General features: G+C 51.2%; 16 protein-coding genes and 3 tRNA genes. 4 read left to right on the top strand and 15 right to left on the bottom strand.

Going from position 1 to position 17,380, the window contains the following annotated elements:
• Window positions 1-199: 199 nt before the first annotated feature.
• The 3 genes from yecR (at window position 200) to tyrP (ending at window position 2,703) form a co-directional block, all read left to right on the top strand.
• Complete coding sequence (gene yecR / locus PU683_RS11455; RefSeq protein ID WP_277174275.1) at window positions 200-532, top strand: YecR family lipoprotein; 333 nt, start codon at window positions 200-202, stop codon at window positions 530-532.
• A gap of 207 nt (window positions 533-739) precedes the next feature.
• Window positions 740-1,237 carry a non-heme ferritin gene (gene ftnA / locus PU683_RS11450; RefSeq protein WP_023480186.1) on the top strand — a complete coding sequence of 166 codons (498 nt, stop codon included), beginning with the start codon at window positions 740-742 and terminating at the stop codon, window positions 1,235-1,237.
• A 254-nt stretch (window positions 1,238-1,491) separates the two neighbouring features.
• Complete coding sequence (gene tyrP, locus PU683_RS11445; RefSeq protein ID WP_277171555.1) at window positions 1,492-2,703, top strand: tyrosine transporter TyrP; 1,212 nt, start codon at window positions 1,492-1,494, stop codon at window positions 2,701-2,703.
• A 362-nt stretch (window positions 2,704-3,065) separates the two neighbouring features.
• Here tyrP and PU683_RS11440 read toward each other — a convergent pair.
• The 6 genes from PU683_RS11440 to uvrY all read right to left on the bottom strand — a co-directional run bounded on the left by PU683_RS11440 (window position 3,066) and on the right by uvrY (window position 6,607).
• A tRNA-Leu gene (locus PU683_RS11440) sits at window positions 3,066-3,152 on the bottom strand.
• A 12-nt stretch (window positions 3,153-3,164) separates the two neighbouring features.
• Window positions 3,165-3,238 (bottom strand) — tRNA-Cys (locus PU683_RS11435).
• 54 nt (window positions 3,239-3,292) lie between these two features.
• Window positions 3,293-3,368: transfer RNA gene (locus PU683_RS11430), tRNA-Gly, on the bottom strand.
• A 148-nt stretch (window positions 3,369-3,516) separates the two neighbouring features.
• A complete protein-coding gene (pgsA, locus tag PU683_RS11425) occupies window positions 3,517-4,065 on the bottom strand; it encodes a CDP-diacylglycerol--glycerol-3-phosphate 3-phosphatidyltransferase (RefSeq protein WP_187799225.1) in 549 nt (182 codons plus the stop codon).
• Between the two features lie 56 nt (window positions 4,066-4,121).
• Window positions 4,122-5,954, bottom strand: coding sequence for an excinuclease ABC subunit UvrC (uvrC, locus tag PU683_RS11420; RefSeq protein ID WP_277171554.1), 1,833 nt, complete (start codon window positions 5,952-5,954; stop codon window positions 4,122-4,124).
• Entirely contained in the window at window positions 5,951-6,607 is a 657-nt protein-coding gene (uvrY, locus tag PU683_RS11415; RefSeq protein WP_277171553.1) for a UvrY/SirA/GacA family response regulator transcription factor, read from the bottom strand. The genes uvrC and uvrY overlap by 4 nt, the downstream gene beginning before the upstream one ends.
• 461 nt (window positions 6,608-7,068) lie before the next feature.
• Here uvrY and PU683_RS11410 point away from each other — a divergent pair, with 461 nt between their 5' ends.
• Window positions 7,069-7,293, top strand: a complete 225-nt coding sequence (locus tag PU683_RS11410; protein ID WP_277171552.1) for a DUF2594 family protein — start codon at window positions 7,069-7,071, stop codon at window positions 7,291-7,293.
• 70 nt (window positions 7,294-7,363) lie between these two features.
• On the opposite strand, the gene sdiA is transcribed toward PU683_RS11410, so the two are convergent.
• From sdiA to PU683_RS11365, 9 genes are all read right to left on the bottom strand, one after another.
• A complete protein-coding gene (gene sdiA, locus PU683_RS11405; protein WP_277171551.1) occupies window positions 7,364-8,086 on the bottom strand; it encodes a quorum-sensing transcriptional regulator SdiA in 723 nt (240 codons plus the stop codon).
• Window positions 8,087-8,354: 268 nt separating this feature from the next.
• Complete coding sequence (gene tcyN / locus PU683_RS11400; RefSeq protein WP_277171550.1) at window positions 8,355-9,107, bottom strand: L-cystine ABC transporter ATP-binding protein TcyN; 753 nt, start codon at window positions 9,105-9,107, stop codon at window positions 8,355-8,357.
• On the bottom strand, window positions 9,104-9,772 hold the full coding sequence (tcyL, locus tag PU683_RS11395; RefSeq protein ID WP_023480131.1) for a cystine ABC transporter permease: 669 nt from the start codon (window positions 9,770-9,772) through the stop codon (window positions 9,104-9,106). Before tcyL ends, tcyN begins: the two co-directional genes overlap by 4 nt.
• Window positions 9,773-9,789: 17 nt before the next feature.
• Entirely contained in the window at window positions 9,790-10,776 is a 987-nt protein-coding gene (dcyD, locus tag PU683_RS11390) for a D-cysteine desulfhydrase (RefSeq protein WP_277171549.1), read from the bottom strand.
• A gap of 107 nt (window positions 10,777-10,883) precedes the next feature.
• The gene (tcyJ, locus tag PU683_RS11385) at window positions 10,884-11,684 is read right to left on the bottom strand and encodes a cystine ABC transporter substrate-binding protein (RefSeq protein ID WP_277171548.1); all 801 of its coding nucleotides are present in this window, start codon (window positions 11,682-11,684) and stop codon (window positions 10,884-10,886) included.
• A gap of 80 nt (window positions 11,685-11,764) precedes the next feature.
• The gene (gene fliZ / locus PU683_RS11380; RefSeq protein WP_277171547.1) at window positions 11,765-12,316 is read right to left on the bottom strand and encodes a flagella biosynthesis regulatory protein FliZ; all 552 of its coding nucleotides are present in this window, start codon (window positions 12,314-12,316) and stop codon (window positions 11,765-11,767) included.
• 62 nt (window positions 12,317-12,378) lie between these two features.
• Complete coding sequence (locus PU683_RS11375) at window positions 12,379-13,098, bottom strand: RNA polymerase sigma factor FliA (protein ID WP_023480141.1); 720 nt, start codon at window positions 13,096-13,098, stop codon at window positions 12,379-12,381.
• Between the two features lie 281 nt (window positions 13,099-13,379).
• The gene (locus PU683_RS11370) at window positions 13,380-16,703 is read right to left on the bottom strand and encodes an O-linked N-acetylglucosamine transferase, SPINDLY family protein (RefSeq protein WP_277171546.1); all 3,324 of its coding nucleotides are present in this window, start codon (window positions 16,701-16,703) and stop codon (window positions 13,380-13,382) included.
• Between the two features lie 141 nt (window positions 16,704-16,844).
• A partial coding sequence (locus PU683_RS11365) for a flagellin (RefSeq protein ID WP_277171545.1) occupies window positions 16,845-17,380 on the bottom strand: 536 nt, incomplete at its 5' end.

Below are 17,380 nucleotides of genomic sequence, written 5' to 3'. Positions count from 1 at the left end.
CTAAACCTTACTACCTCGCAAACATACTTTCAAATTTAGTGAAAAATGGTTTTAAAAATCAAAAGACGCTTCACACTTTTGAGCGACCCGCTTCAGCCGTCCTGATTAGTAGGGGGTGTTCGGGGGGTTATTCCGTCGATTGCCGCGCCGAGGGCGCGATTAAGATGAGAAAATGCAAAAAATGAAGCAGAGCAACGTCATGAAGAGAGTCGTTATTGCCGCCACGCTGTTACTCCTTGCCGGGTGCACCATCACCAAAGAAGCAGAAGTGAGCAGTGTGGACACTACCAGCGGCGTGGTGCGTCTGAGCTTTAACCAGCCGATGATGCAGAACGCGCGCTACGATGAGTATGTCGCGCAGGGCACCGCCAACAAACAGTGCCAGCAGCTGGGCTACGCCACCGCCGTGGCGTTTGGTCAGCCGGTACAGACCTGCAGTTTGATTAGCGGTTCGGGGTGCATGAACACCAAAATCACCATTCAATACCAGTGCCGCGGTATCGCTATCGATCCCAACCGGGCGGCCTGGTAAATCCTGAAGCCAGCAACCCTTGCTGGCTTTTTCTTTTATTAATAATTTAAACAATTCTCATTTATTTAAATAATCTGCTGGCAATGCGTGTTATTCGCATTCTCTTTATTAATCAAGCGCTTTATTATTTTACCTTTTGCAAATAATTAAATAACAAATTATAGTGGCGGCACTTTCCCCTATTATTTTTAAATTGCGGAGCCGTCGATGTTAAAAGCAGAGATGATCGAAAAACTCAACGAACAGATGAATCTGGAACTCTTCTCCTCCCTGCTCTATCAACAGATGAGCGCATGGTGCAGCTACCACAGTTTTGAGGGAGCCGCCGCGTTTCTGCGCCGCCACGCGCAGGAAGAGATGACCCATATGCAGCGCCTGTTCGACTACCTGACGGACACCGGCAGCCTGCCGCGTATCGCGAATATTGCTTCGCCGGTCGCAGAGTATGCCTCCCTTGATGAACTGTTCCGCGCGACTTACGAACATGAGCAGCATATTACGCAAAAAATTAATGAGCTGGCGCACGTTGCGATGATGTCACAGGATTATCCGACCTTTAATTTCCTGCAGTGGTATGTTGCCGAGCAGCATGAAGAAGAAAAACTCTTTAAATCGGTAATTGATAAATTGACGCTGGCAGGTAAAAGTGGCGAAGGTCTCTACTTTATTGATAAAGAGCTGGCGACCCTCGACGCACAAAATTAATAGTAAAGGCGGTTCAGTTAATTCTGCACCGCCTTTTTTCTTCGATTATTCATTATTCCCCTCTGCTTATCCTCTCCTGCAACACTTTGCTGATGCTTCACGCCGCAAACGAGGTAAATGCTTCGTTATACCCACCTTACAAATCGTAAAGAAAAGCTTACAACAGATGTAACGGCCGTTTGACGAAGCGGAGGAATTATCTTACTCTGCGCCGCGTATTGCGTTGTGCAGTAAGTTCAGAGATTGAGGAAAGTGTGAAAAATCGGGCACTTGGAAGTGTATTTATTGTCGCTGGCACCACCATTGGTGCGGGCATGCTGGCGATGCCGCTGGCGGCGGCGGGGGTCGGGTTTGCAACGACGCTCGGCCTCCTTTTCATCTTATGGGCTGTGATGTGTTACACCGCCCTGCTGCTGCTTGAAGTCTATCAGCATGTTCCGGCAGAGACCGGGCTCGGCTCGCTGGCGCAGCGCTATCTGGGTCGCTGCGGAGAGTTGATCACCGGCTTCAGTATGATGTTTTTGATGTATGCACTCACGGCTGCGTATATCAGCGGTGCAGGCGAGCTGCTCGCCTCAAGTATCAGTGAGTGGTTCAACGTTTCGCTCTCGTCAAGCGCGGGCGTGCTGATCTTCACGCTGGTCGCCGGCGGCGTGGTCTGTATCGGCACCTCGCTGGTCGATCTCTTCAACCGCTTTCTCTTCAGCGCCAAAATTCTCTTTTTGCTGATTATGCTGGCATTGTTAATGCCGCACGTGCACAAGGCTAACCTGCTGACCATGCCACTGGAAAAAGGGCTGGCGCTCTCAGCCCTGCCGGTCATTTTTACCTCGTTCGGTTTTCACGGCAGCGTGCCGAGCATTGTCAGCTACATGGGCGGTAACATTCGCCAGCTGCGCAAAGTGTTTATTATCGGCAGCGCTATTCCGCTGGTGGCGTATATCTTTTGGCAGCTGGCGACGCTTGGCAGCATCGACTCACATACCTTTATGGGTCTGCTTGCCAGCCAGTCGGGGCTGAATGGTTTATTGCAGGCGCTGCGCGAAGTGGTTGCCTCTGCGCATGTTGAGCTGGCGATCCATCTCTTCGCCGATTTGGCGCTGGCTACCTCATTTCTCGGCGTCTCGCTGGGTCTGTTTGATTACCTGGCCGATCTCTTCCGCCGCCGCAATAGTGCCAGCGGTCGTTTGCAAACCGGCATCATCACCTTCCTTCCGCCGCTGGCATTTGCCCTCTTCTACCCGCGCGGTTTTGTCATGGCGCTCGGTTACGCGGGCGTTGCGCTTGCGGTATTAGCACTGCTGCTGCCATCGATGCTGGCATGGCAGAGCCGTAAACACCATTCGCAAAGCGGCTATCGCGTACGGGGCGGTAAACCAGCGCTGTGCCTGATCTTTGCCTGTGGTATCGCTATTATTACTATTCAGTTTTTTATTGTGGCGGGATGGTTGCCGGAAGTGGGTTAAGACGAAAGCGGGCGGGTTTTAACCCGCTTGTTATGAGCACAATAACGATAAAAAGAGGTATACGTTCAGCATCATTGCAATACCTTTTTTTGCGACCAACGTCATGCTGCTTGCGCTAAGCCTGAGCCGTCAACGCCCTCCCTTTCTGATCGCGGGAGTGCCCTCGCCCCTTCAGCGGTGGTGAATCCGGTAATTGGTATATCGCAATAAGCTTTTTACCGTTCACTCACCAAAAAGGCCGCAGCACGCGGCTTTTTTTATGGCGGTGCCGGATGGCGAAACCAGATTTCAGGCACAAAAAAACCACCTTTCGGTGGTTTCACGACACTGCTTATTGCTTTGATTATTCTGCTTTTTCCCCATGGTACCCGGAGCGGGACTTGAACCCGCACAGCGCGAACGCCGAGGGATTTTAAATCCCTTGTGTCTACCGATTCCACCATCCGGGCTCGGGAAGAAATTGGAGGCGCGTTCCGGAGTCGAACCGGACTAGACGGATTTGCAATCCGCTACATAACCGCTTTGCTAACGCGCCAGAATTCTTCAGGCTTTTCAGCCAGCATCCGCTGTAACAGCCGATGCATAAAACTGGAGCGGGAAACGAGACTCGAACTCGCGACCCCGACCTTGGCAAGGTCGTGCTCTACCAACTGAGCTATTCCCGCATTACCAAGCGTGTTGTAATTGCTTGATTTTGTTATCTTCTGGCAAGCTGTGCCGCCTTCCGATGCGTTGCATTCTACTTACCTGACGGACTGAGTCAACGATATTTTTCAAAACCACGATCGTTTGCTGAAATTTGCGACGAAACGATCACGGTTCGAGCAGATCGCCACGCGCAGCATTGAGATATTGCAGCATCGACCACAGCGTCAGCACTGCCGCGACAAAGAAGAGCGCGATCCCGGCGTACTCAACCCACTGGTTCGGCCGCCACAGCAGCCACACCAGCGCCACCATTTGCGCCGTGGTTTTGACTTTGCCAATCCATGAGACCGCTACACGGCTACGCTTGCCCATCTCTGCCATCCACTCGCGCAGGGCAGAGATAATAATTTCACGGGCGATCATCGTTGCCGCAGGCAGCGTCACCCACCAGCTGTGATAGTGCTCCGCCACCAGCACCATCGCGATCCCGACCAGCACCTTATCGGCCACCGGATCGAGAAAGGCACCAAAGCGCGTGCTCTGGTTCCAGCGACGCGCCAGATAACCGTCAAACCAGTCGGTTACCGCCGCGCAGCAAAAAATAAGGGCGCAGACAAACGGCGCCCAGTGAAACGGCAGATAGAACGCCAGAACGAAAAACGGGATCAGAATGACGCGAAAAAGGGTGAGCAACGTAGGAATATTGAATCGCATGGTGGCGTTAACTGTCTGTTGTCCGTAAAATTTCGCTCTATGTTGCTACAGAGCCCCTAATGTTTCAACGAGTAGAAGATCTTTTCTGCCAGACCTTGCGAGATGCCCGGCACTTTCGCAATTTCCTCAATGCTCGCGTTCTGTAACCCTTGCAGACCGCCCATATACTTCAGCAGCATCTGGCGGCGTTTTGGCCCCACCCCTTCGATAGTTTCGAGCGAACTGGTGTTTTTCACCTTCGCCCTTTTTTTGCGGTGTCCGCTGATGGCGTGATCGTGCGATTCATCGCGAATATGCTGAATCACATGCAGCGCAGGGGAATCCGGCGGCAGACTGAACCCCTCCCCTTCCGGCTCGAAAAAGAGCGTTTCTAAACCGGCTTTACGATCTGCGCCCTTTGCCACACCCAGCAGCAGTGGCTTGTGTTTATCCCACGGTACATCCAGCTCAGCAAACACCGTTTTCGCCTGGCCAAGCTGTCCTTTCCCTCCATCAATCAGGATCACATCGGGGATCTTGTTCTCTTCAATCGCTTTGCCATAGCGGCGGCGCAGTACCTGGTTCATCGCCGCATAGTCATCGCCCGGCGTAATGCCGGTGATGTTATAGCGACGATACTCGGCGCGCACCGGCCCGTTGGGGTCAAACACCACGCAGGAGGCGACCGTCTGCTCGCCCATAGTATGGCTGATATCGAAGCACTCCATGCGTTTTACCGCCGGCAGATTAAGCACGCTCGCCAGTGCGGCAAGCCGCTGATGCACGGTTGACTGCTGCGAAAGCTTCGTGCTGAGCGCCGTGGCGGCATTTGTACGAGCCAGCTTCAGATAGCGGGCGCGATCGCCACGCGGTTTGGTCTGCACATTCACTTTTCGCCCGGCCAGCTCAGAAAGCGAGTCGCCAAGCAGGGTTTTATCACTAAGGTCAAAGTCCAGCAGGATTTCGCCCGGCAGTGTGCGCATCTGGCTGCCCTGCAGGTAAAACTGGCCGACAAAGGTTTCGACCACTTCGCCAAGCTCGGTGCCACCCGGCACTTTCGGGTAGTAGCTGCGACTGCCGAGAACCTTACCCTGGCGAATAAACAGCACATGGACGCAGGCCATACCGGCGTCAAACGCCACGCCGATAACATCCAGATCGTCGCCGTTATTGGAAACGAACTGCTTCTCCGTTACGCGGCGCACCGCCTGGATTTGATCGCGTACGCGCGCGGCTTCTTCAAAATCGAGTGCCTGGCTGGCTTTTTCCATCCGCGCGATAAGCTGCGTCAGTACCTGATCGTCTTTACCGGCGAGGAACAGCCGCACGTAATCGACCTGCTGCGCATACTCCTCTTCGCTCACCAGACCCGCGACGCACGGACCCAGGCAGCGGCCAATCTGATACTGCAGGCAGGGACGGGAGCGGTTGCGATAAACACTATTTTCGCACTGGCGAATGGGGAAGATTTTTTGCAACAGCGCCAGCGTTTCCCGTACCGCATAACCGTTCGGGAAGGGACCGAAATACTCCCCTTTCGCATGCTTCGCGCCACGATGGGTTGCCAGACGGGGATGAGTATCGTTGCTGAGAAAGATAAACGGGTAAGATTTATCATCCCTGAGCAGCACGTTGTAGCGAGGCTGGTAAAGCTTGATGTAGTTGTGCTCCAGCAGCAGCGCTTCGGTCTCCGTATGCGTCACGGTCACGTCGATCTGTTGGATCTGTGCGACCAGCGCTTCGGTTTTGCGCGAGGCAAGATTGCTGCGGAAGTAGCTGGAAAGACGTTTTTTCAGGTCTTTTGCTTTACCGACATAGATAACGGTACCGCCGGTATCATACATACGATAGACACCGGGCTTACTGGTTACCGTTTTCAGAAAGGATTTGGAATCAAAAACTTCAGTCACTGACTTATTAACGTCTCCGCATTGCACAAACCATGGCGAATGGCGAGGTGCGTCAGTTCGACGTCACCGTGAATGTTCAGTTTACTGAACATTCGATAGCGATAGCTGTTCACCGTTTTCGGGCTCAGATGCAGTTGCTCTGAGATCTCATTGACCTTCTGGCCCTTTGTGATCATCAGCATAATCTGCAATTCACGTTCCGACAAACTGTCGAAGGGTGAATCTGTCTTTTCTGGCTCGATTTGGCTAAGCGCCATCTGTTGTGCAATGTCAGAAGCGATATAGCGTTGGCCTGAGTGAACGCAGCGAATGGCATTAACCACGTCCTGCGGCGCAGCGCCTTTACTGAGATAACCCGCAGCGCCAGCTTGCATCACTTTGGCGGGCAACGGGTTTTCGGTGTGAACGGTAAGCATGATGACTTTTGTGTCGGCACTGCCGCGCGCGATTTTTCGCGTCGCTTCAAGGCCGCCGATACCGGGCATATTCATATCCATGAGAACAACATCAACCGCATTGGTACGACACCATTTAATGGCGTCTTCACCGCAGTTGACCTCACCCGTCACTTTTATGCCCTTAATATCTTCGAGAATGCGTCGTATCCCTGCGCGCACCAGTTCATGGTCATCAACAAGTAGTACGTTGATCAAAGGAGTATCTCCGGAATAGGGATAACGCTGCGAAAACTAATTCGGCATATATTAGCTTTTTTTTAGCCCATAATGAAAGGCATAAAAACAACGATCGCCAATTTTGTTCTCGTTTTTGCAAATGAAGTTGTACATAAGCTGGAAACTTTTTTCAATATAAAAAACGAAGCGGCAAATTCAGAAATTCTTTATATTCAGAAAGTTAGCAAAACGCACGCGTTTATGCAGAAGAAATCACGCTAATATCCTCGTTACAGCAATTAACCACGCTTAACGCGTGCTAAACATATATTTCAACTACAACATTTGCGTAACCTTAATTTTCAACCATGCCTCAATCAATTGATCTCTATAGTGATGAAAAAATAACCACTGCTTTTTTTTATAAGCCTTGTGGTATACTTCGCGGCCTTGACAGCAACCGTCGCGAAAGTCCGTGACAATGTAATGAGGAAAATAAATTGAGCACACCTGATTTCACCACCGCCGAAAATGCAAAAGAACTGGCGCAGGAAGTCGCTTGCCTGAAGTTGATGATTACCCTGATGCTGCAAGCGATGGGCCAGGCTGATGCAGGCCGCGTCATTATTAAGATGGAAAGATTAATTGCACAAATGGAAGATGAAGCTCAGGCCGACGTATTTTCCAGCACCGTTAAGCAAATTAAACAGGCTTACCGCCAGTAATTACTCTCCGGCTGTCAGGTTGGTTCTCTGACAGCCGGAATCAGATTGCGCCATCCGCCGCGCAGGCTATTTAAATTATTCCCGTCGCTGCCGCATAGCAGGCAATTTGCGTTTTATTCGGCGCGTTAAATTTCTTCTGCATATTCTTCTGGTGGAAATTGACTGTGTTTTCGGAGATAGAGAGAATCATCGCTATTTCTGCCGACGTTTTCCCCTCCGCCGTCCACTTCAGAATCTCCCGCTCGCGCTTGCTGAATTTCATCTCTGGTGTCATCACCGTGTGATCCGCAAGGCGCGTCAGCGCCAGCAGGCTCAACTGCACCAACGTCTGCAAACGCAGTTCAATTTCATCATCGGCCATCGTCTTGCTAAGCAGACTGCTGCGCGAGACCGAGAGAAAGCCGAGTGCGTGATTAGGCAGCATCAGACACTGGGAAACCCCTTTGCGCAGGCCGTGGTCGCGTGCGGCATCCCACAATGTCATCGCATCATGAAAAAGTTTGTCATTCCACGGCAAGTGTCCCTGGATGAAATTTTCCGGCTTTAGCACCGGATCGACAGCGAAGTAATTCTCTGCCTGATAGTGCTCCATCCATCCAGGCGGATATGAGGTTTCCACGCTCAGCTTCGGCCGGGTGAAAGGCACCGGATGCTTTACGCAAAGCGAGTAATAATCAAACTCCAGCAACTGTGTCTGCTGCTGGATCTCCGTATAAACGTCCTGTGCCACACTCATTTCCTGAAAACGCGAAATCATTTCACGACGCCAGGTTAAAAAATCTTTTTGCTGCATACCGACCGGTAATACCCCTGCATTTATTAATCATATTTTTGTATACAATAAGCTAACACATAAAACTTAATTATAAATATAAAATATCGGAAGATTTGGTAAGGAGTTCGCTTTATTACCGAATTAACGCGCGGCGAGCAGGAGTAAATAAGCCCTAAAAGATGAGATTATTTCCCTGGTACAGAGGGCCTAATTGATTACTTTAATAGAGGCTTTAAGTAAAATTGTCGCGATTCAGCGCCCGGCATCGCTGAATCGCGGCTTCGCATTACTGGGTGAGGAATTTCTCGAGGAACTGCTGCGTGCGCGCCTGTTGCGGTTTGGCAAACAGCATTTTCGCCGCCCCCTGCTCCACTATGCGCCCCTGATCCATAAAAATTGCCCGATCCGCGACATCGCGGGCAAAGCTCATCTCATGGGTGACGATCACCATGGTGCGTCGCTCCTGTGCCAGCTGGCGAATAGTGTTTAATACTTCGCCTACCAGTTCAGGATCGAGTGCTGAAGTAGGTTCATCGAAAAGTATCACATCCGGGCGCATCGCCAGCGCGCGGGCTATCGCCACGCGCTGCTGCTGGCCACCGGATAAACGGCGCGGATAGCTGTTCTCTTTCCCGCTCAGCCCCACTTTCGCTAACAGTTCACGCGCTCTGCCCAGCGCCTCCTCTTTTGGCTCGCCTTTAACAATCACCGGCCCTTCAATAATGTTTTCCAGCACCGTACGATGAGGAAAAAGGTTGAAGTTCTGAAAGACAAAACCGACATGCTGACGCAATTCGCGGATGGCGCTTTTCTGCTGGCCGACAGAGCGGGCGGCGTCGATGGTGATATTCCCCACGCGGATTGAGCCACTCTCCGGTTGTTCAAGCAGGTTAATACTGCGCAACAGCGTGGTTTTCCCCGAGCCGCTCGGGCCAATGATCGCCACCACTTCGCCCTCTTCTACCTGCAGATCGATACCATGCAGCACCGTCTGACCGTGGAATTTCTTCACCAGGTTTTTTACGTCAATTGCGCTCATTTCGGATCCTGCTCCTGCCGGTTAAGCTGGTTTTCAAAGTAGTTCTGCAGCGTCGAGAGCACCGTCGCCATCACCCAATAAATCAGCGACGCTGCCAGATACATGGTGAAGACCTCCAGCGTGCGCGAGGTGATCAGCTGCGCCTGGCGAAACAGCTCCGGCACCTGAATAGTTGCCGCCAGCGACGTATCTTTCACCAGGCTAATGAAGCTGTTACTGAGCGGAGGCAATGCGACGCGCGCCGCCTGCGGGAGAATGGCGCGCCGCAGAGTCTGCCACGGTGTCATACCGATACTCGCCGCGGCTTCCCACTGCCCTTTATCAATTGACGAAATCGCCGCACGCAGGGTCTCTGCCGCATAAGCCGCCGTATTGAGGGAGAGGCCAATCATCGCCGATGGGATCGGATCAAGTTCAATGCCGAACTGCGGTAAGCCGTAGTAGATCATAAAGAGCTGGGCGATAAGCGGCGTGCCGCGAAATATAGAGATGTAGAAACGCGCCAGCCAGCGCAGCGGCAGCAGCTTCGACATGCGCATTAGCGCCAGTAAAAAGCCGAGCAGCAGGCCAAAAAACATGCCGCCGATACTGAGCTGTAGCGTGAAGACCGCGCCCTTCAGCAGATAGGGGGCGGAGTCGATAACGAGTTGTAGGCTCTCTTGCATTCTGGTTTTTGCCTGCGTTAAAGGTGAGGATGGTAGGCAAAGAGCGCCGGTGCGCCGCCCGTGTGTACAAATAAAATAGGGCCGTCATCTTTAAAGCGCTTCTGCTCAATACCGTCAAGCAGACCGGCCATCGCTTTGCCGGTATAAACCGGATCGAGCAGTATCCCTTCAAGGCGCGCCAGCAGTTTTACCGCTTCCATCCCTTCATCATTAGGCAGCCCGTAACCTGGCGCGTAGTAGTCATCCCACAGCAGGATATCCGCCTGCGCCTGCAGCTCAAGTTGACGGGCAATCTCCTGTTGTAGCGTGACGACCTTCGGTTTCTGCTCCGCAACGCTGCGCGAGACGGTGACGCCAATCAGCTCCACCTCCGGCATCAGCTGTTCAAGCCCCACTGCCAGCCCGGCATGGGTACCCGCGCTGCCGGAAGCGACAACCACCGAGGAGAGGCCGAGCACCCCTTCACACTGCTGGGCAATCTCCAGCGCGCTCTCGACATAGCCCATCGCCCCCAGCGCGTTAGAGCCGCCCACCGGCACCACATAGGGGCGAAACCCCTGCGCTTCAATGCGCGTTGCCAGCTCGCTGAGCTGAGCCGTCGGATCGGTGAGCGCGTCGCACATCTCAATCTGCGCATTAAAGAGATCGAGCAGCAGGCGGTTGCCGTTGGTGAGATAGTTTTCCGCGCGGGTTCCGGTCGGGTTCTCCAGCAGCGCGACGCAGTGCAGGCCGAGCTTCGCCGCGACCGCCGCCGTCTGGCGCACATGGTTGGACTGGATTGCGCCGGCGGTAACCAGCGTATCAGCCCCTTCGCGCAGCGCATCGGCGGCGAGAAACTCCAGCTTACGCAGCTTGTTACCGCCCATCGCCAGCGGCGTCACATCATCGCGTTTGATATAAATGTCGCGACCAAGGTAATCCGATAAGCGCGGCAAATAGTCGAGCGGCGTCGGCGCGCCGATAAACTCAAGGCGAGGAAAACGGGTTAAAGTGTGCAAGGGCATACAACCTCCTGAAGCTGCACGGATACGTAATGGTTTTATTATGCACGGAAATATCCGCCGCAATAAAAAAGGCGCTTGATTAAGCGCCTTTTTTTAGCAGAGCACGATTACTTCGTGACATCCGCACCGAACCACTTCTCCGACAGCGCCTTCATAGTGCCATCTTTCTGCATTTCGGCAATGGCCGCATCGATCGCTTTCAGCAGGTCATCGTTGCCCTTGCGCACCGCCACGCCAGACTCCTGACGGGAGAAGGCATCACCGACAACCGCCAGCGTATCTTTGGTTTTCTTCACCAGATCCAGCGCCGCCAGACGATCAACCAGAATGGCGTCAATACGGCCTACGCGCAGATCCTGGTATTTGGTCGGGTCATCATCGTAGGTACGAATATCGACGCCCTGCACATTTTTGCGCAGCCACTCTTCATAGTTGGTGCCAAGGCCGACGCCGACTTTCTTACCTTTCAGATCGGCAGGTGTTTTGATGCTGCCTTCATTGCCTTTTTTCACCAGCGCCTGAATACCGGAAACGGTGTACGGCGTTGAGAAGTCATATTTTTTCTTGCGCTCATCGGAGATGGTCACCTGGTTTATCACCACGTCGATGCGCTTTGAGTCCAGCGAGGCCAGCATGCCGTCCCATTTTGTGGGCTTCAGCGACGCTTTTACGCCCAGGTGCTGAGCCAGCGCCTCGGCGAACTCCACCTCAAACCCGGTCAGCTTGCCATCATCACCCTGGAAGCTGAATGGCGGATAGGTGCCCTCCAGCCCAACCAATAACGTGCCGCGCTCTTTGACTTTATTCAGCAGATTTTCCGCGGCAAAGGTTTTCACGCTCATACCGGCCACCAGCGCGACAGCCATAACGCCCATCAATGCCTGACGACCCAAAAGTGCTAGTTTCATTCTTCCCCCACTAAGAGATTCGCTATAGCGCGCCGCGTCTTCGCGCTAAGCGCAGCCGCGGCCTGATAACACATTCTTTTTTAATATATATCAGATGTCGCGCCGACAGCGATCTTTTGCGCGCCAGTAAAGCGTTGTTGGGCTTTAAACTGCGCATATTTGCGCAAAGCGATGCGATAGTTATTGGTGCTGGTCGCAGGTAGCCAGGGTTCGAGGTTCTCATCAAGGAACCCCTCTTCCAGCAGCTGGCGGGAGATATTCAGTTCAGTGAGATGGTTGCCGAGGCGGCGTAGACGCACGACATATTCGCGCACCGTACCGTGGCTCATCTCAGTTTGTTCGAAAAGGTATTGCTTAAAGCCGATGATATCGAAGAAATCGCTCTGCTCTTTGCAGTGCAGATCGCCACAGAAGCGACAGAGTGCCACCCACTCTTTTTGCTCTTGTAGCCACGCGGCTTCATCTAACAACATGTCCAGGCGCGAAATCGCGATTTTGTTGACGATCTCGCCCCGGCGGACCAGTGTAATGCGGTCGAGCAGTTTGTGGCAGTGAGCACAATGCGTTTGGCTGTGTTTAAAGTCTTTAAGGTAGCGGCTTAGTGGCCGTCTTTTGGATTGCTGCATCGTCATGATAACTCCTGGTTGTCAATGCGTTGTACAGCATTTACCAGGGGCGATGCAGTATCACCAACCTATAACTTACCCAGCTTAGTACGTAAGCGCTTAATGGCCTGACTATGGAGCTGGCTGACTCGCGATTCCCCGACTTCCAGCACGGCACCGATCTCTTTGAGATTCAGCTCCTCCTGGTAGTACAGCGTCAGGACAAGTTGTTCACGCTCGGGCAGCGACTCGATTGCTTCCATCACCCGGTGGCGTAAATTACTCTCCATTAACTGGAATAACGGGTTTTCCTGTTGATGATCTTCCGTCACCAGCTCGATACTGTCGCCGTGCTCTTCGCGCCATTCGTCATAGGAGAAGAGTTGGCTATTATTCGTATCGAGCAACATCTGACGGTACTCCTCGACAGGAATCCCAAGACGCTGCGCGACTTCGGTTTCCGACGCGTTACGTCCCAGCTCTTGCTCTAGTTGCCCCATTGCCTGCGCCACTTCGCGGGCATTACGTCGGACACTGCGTGGCACCCAATCGCGGCTGCGCAACTCGTCCAACATAGCCCCACGAATACGCTGTACTGCGTAAGTGGTAAATGCCGTTCCTTGCAGAGCGTCATAACGATCTACTGCATTCAATAGACCGATGCCGCCCGCCTGTAGCAGGTCGTCCAGTTCCACACTCGCTGGCAAACGCACCTGCAGGCGCAATGCTTCATGACGCACTAGAGGAACATAACGTTGCCACAGCGAGTGTTTATCCATTACACCATCAGCGGTATAGAGTGAATTCACGATAAACAGCCCTGCGTTAATTGAGTTATCGGCATGATTATCCGATTCTGTAGTGATTTTGATTGGTTGAATAGTGGCTGAAATGAGGGGTTATTTTGCTAGTTAGAGAGCTAGTTTGACGCTCCAAAGAAATTATCGAACCATGAAAAATACCATTTCTTAAGTTAAATCAGCCTTTTACGTAATCTGATAGGATAATTTTTCACATTATCCTCCTCAACAAAATATCCCGCTTTGTAAAAAACGGGACATTTTGATAGGAGCTATATTGACGAGAAAACCTAGGCCGTGACGTACTTATACTCTTCAAGTAATTCATCAAGGTGTTTAAGGTCAATTTTTTTCTTGAGCTTAAATACCCCCAGACTCTCCGCACTATCGACTACATCGAGAAACCTCAACACCACGTGATAATTCGGTCGATCCCAAAAGTCATGAATAATAATTACCGTTTTTTGCCTGGCCGGCTGATGTTTCAGCGTATGCTTTATGGCATTTAATGTACATGCAACACGAAAACGCCCGTCAATCAGAATAACGTCGAACCCATTTTCGTAACGCATAATTGCTTCACTGTAATCAGGAAACTTATTGTTGTCCGTTTCATCAATCGGGTAGCCCCACTCTTTCGTAGGCCCAATGTCGACGTAATCAACGTTACACAAAGGCCCCGCCTCATCGCGTAACGTTTCTACCCAGAATTTATCACTTTCAACGCCGAAGACTTCAACACCATGCCTGGTAGCTAATTTTGTGGAACCGCCGCTACCAAACTCATAATATCTTTTCGTTTTTTTAAGATATTTTTCGAACATCTCACGCTCTTCTGCTGACATTCGTGGCATCTCAGGAATGAGAAACGCAGGTTCGTCATCCGCACGCTCTTCAGCCATCGCTTCGCTATGAGGATTAAGTGCGGACAAAAATTTAGCTGCACGCTCTTTGTCATTCATCATAAGCACCGAGTAAGCTACATCGGTGATGCTGTAAGCCATATGCATAATAAAGCCAAGCTTTTCCCGCTGCCCAGCCGAAAGAGCGGTCAGTTTTTCCTTTCCAGGAATGAACAACATATTCGCTGCCACCATCTGGGTTGGCGATAACACGTCAGGCATTGCTTTACTGCCAGCCTCGGCATATTGAATCTCATTAAACGAGTGGAAAATAAAGCCCATTTCCCGCAGCACGCTACAAATCTCGTCATAAGTCATTTGTCCCTGGTGAGTAGGCTCAAATGTCATTCGGATATCTAAAACCAGGCTCTGGCTGATTTTATTTGCGCCATACGTAAACAGATCGCGCAAATTAAAACGGTTATTCACAATTAGCCACTCAACCCGCTGTAAGCTTTCGATATCATCAAGCTTCTCAGTATGAGCAACAACCTCAGCCACCACTTTATGTCCCTCAAGCTCTAAAGCTGGCCTTAAATCGCTGCTATATGCTGGATCGAGACAAATATTGACCTTAGCAGGCTCACCGTTGCCAAAAATATAGAGCTTGGTATGAAAAATATCATTTTTGCGTGCAGGCAGCTCGTCATCGCGCACGTTACCAGCAATATCCATAATGATTGTCTGAAGTGCGTCAGTGGCGTGAAGCGAAACAAATCTATCACTTCTGGCAAAGAGTGCGCCGTAATCAACCGTGACGATTTTGCCACTCAGAAGGAAACTAAACTCTTCATCGCCTTCTTTCTGCAGAGTCACTGAACCCGGTTCTGGCTGCTGGAGCATGACCGGCTCAGCTTCATCGAGGAATTGTGGTCCCTTATCTTCAGTAAGTGTAAGCGCTTCCGGGGCTTTTCCATCACAGTATCTTTGCCAGATAGCGCGCATTGCATTAGAAAAGTGCAGCGCAAACTTCTCACCGTCACATACCGGTGACTTGATTAGGATTTCACGTAAATGCTGGCGAATAATCGTCAAACTGCTCAAATCTTGCGTAAGCCCCACCACGATATTGATGTAGTGCTCCCAGTTCTCCGCAACCAGTTCCTGCATACCTGCATTGGTAAGATGTGTGGCCGAATGGCGGCCCGCGAAAGTTGGGCCTGGCAAGGTAACCACTGGAACGCCCATAATCATCGCTTCACAGGTCGTCAATCCGCCCGAATAGGGCCACGGATCAAGTGCAATATCAACATCGTTGTAGCACGCCAGCAGATCTTTATGCGCAGAGCTTCCTTCGATACGCACGCGTTCACGTGAAATACCATACGCCTCAAGCTGAGACAGAACACGCGCCTGCAGACCTTCATTCTCGAAGTTGAAGCTTTTCAAGAAGAGACGTGAATCCGGAACAGCGTGCATAATGACAGACCATTGCTGCAGCAACACATCATTAATTTTCGTCGCGTTGTTAAAGCAACCAAAGGTGAAATACCCGTTACGCTTAACTGGGTTATCCGCCAGAGCAGGCAAATAGACTGGCGGATCGTAACAGATATAATCATTCGGCATTCTGATAAGCTTTTCTGTGTAGAGCGTATCACTGCCTTCAGGCGTCTCGATATTGTCGCTGATAAGATAATCCATGGTCTGCAATCCGGTGCTGCTAATCAGCCCACCGACCCATTTAATCTGAACAGGCGCAGGAGCAAGCTGGAAATTGCGCATGCAGCTATTCGAGTTGTAGCCACTCAAATCCAATAAGATGTCGATCTCATCCTCACGAATAATGCTATCGAGCTTATCTACTGAATAGTTTTCGACAACCATCCATTTTGTGCAGAAACGCTTGATACGTTGAGTAATATGATCATTCCTAAAGTTAGTGCTATAAGCGTAAAACTCCAGCTGTGACGCAGGTACGCCAGACAGCGCTAAGGTGATCATGTTTCCAACCGGATGCAGTCGAAAACCGTCTGAAATCATGCCGATACGTATACGTTTATTTTTATCTTTATTCCTGGCTTCGATTCGTGGTTTTTGACGTACTGCGAACTTCGTCTGCCACTCCTGGCACATCGCCAGAATCTCTTCAGCGGTGAATTTGGGATTGTAGTGCGCGCCGACAATTCTGTTATAGAAAGGAATGGGATCGTCTGTTGTATATTTGGCTGCTTCAATGAAAGCAAGATCCATATCGTCGAACAGGCTCTGATCCTGGTAGATCATGCCAAGATTATTCCAGTGCAACCAGTTGCCGGGTTCTTCTTCAAGCAATTCTTTATAGAGCTCAACGGCCTGCTCATATTTTTTCTGCTTCAGTAACGTTGAAGCCAGAAATGCGCGTAAGCCGAGCGATTTCGACTTGCCCAGAGAAGCTATCGCGTCATTCAGCACTGTCGCAGCTTCATCATAACGCTCATTCTGATCAAGCAAATCAACTCGCGCATGAATCGCGTCTTCATAGTATTTATTGAGTTCAAGGGCGTGATTGTAGTTTTTTTCTGCCTGAGGAAAGTTGCCCATCTTCTGATACGCTTTGCCAATCAGCAATAGTAGAAAAGGATCGTTCTTGTTTTGAATAACCAATTTTTGCGCAATCTCCAGCGCCTTCTCAGGCTGATCGGACAGATACGCTAACACTTGCTCGGTTTTGCTTTTGTAAGCGGTAGTGGTTTTTTTGGGTGCTGCAGGCCAGGTAAGTCTTTGCTTCATATGGCGCTCCATAATTGTGACGAGCATACAGAGGAAACACCGTATGCGCAGGATTGCACCAATGGTAAAAAAAATAAAAAAAAATAACGGGCAAAATACCCGTTATTTTTGATGCTAATTTTACAGATTGTTTTTGCGTTATTAACGCAGCAGGGACAACATGGTCTGCGGAACCTGGTTCGCCTGAGCCAGTACAGAAGAGCCAGCCTGCTGCAGAATCTGCGCACGGGACATGTTGGACACTTCAGTCGCGTAATCAGAATCCTGAATACGGCTGCGCGCTGCGGACAGGTTGCTTACCGTGTTGCTCAGGTTAGTGATAGTCGATTCGAAACGGTTCTGGGACGCACCCAGGGAGCTACGCTGAGTATCAACAGCTTTGATAGCAGCATCGATATCTTTCAGCGGAGAGCCAGTACCAGCAGCGGTGCCAGTGATTTTACCAGAGACAACGTCGAAACCAACGGCAGCAACGCTACGAGCGTTACCTGCAACAGCGGCCAGAGAAGCAGCAGCACGGGTGTTATGGTAAACACCACCAGTCGGAGAAACGGTAGTAGAACCGCTTGCAGAAGCCAGGTTCCAGCCAGCTGCGCTGTCCATGGAGATGCTGATGGTTTCGCCATCTTTCGCGCCAACCTGGAAGTTGTAAGATTTAGCGGTAGCAGTCTGGTTGT

The sequence above is a fragment of the Candidatus Kosakonia sp. 282A-S69 genome, from assembly GCF_029433855.1.
GTDB classification, from domain to species: Bacteria; Pseudomonadota; Gammaproteobacteria; order Enterobacterales; family Enterobacteriaceae; genus Kosakonia; species Kosakonia cowanii_A.
The sequence above is the reverse complement of the archived record's forward strand: the minus strand, read 5'-3'. Positions and strand labels throughout refer to the sequence as shown.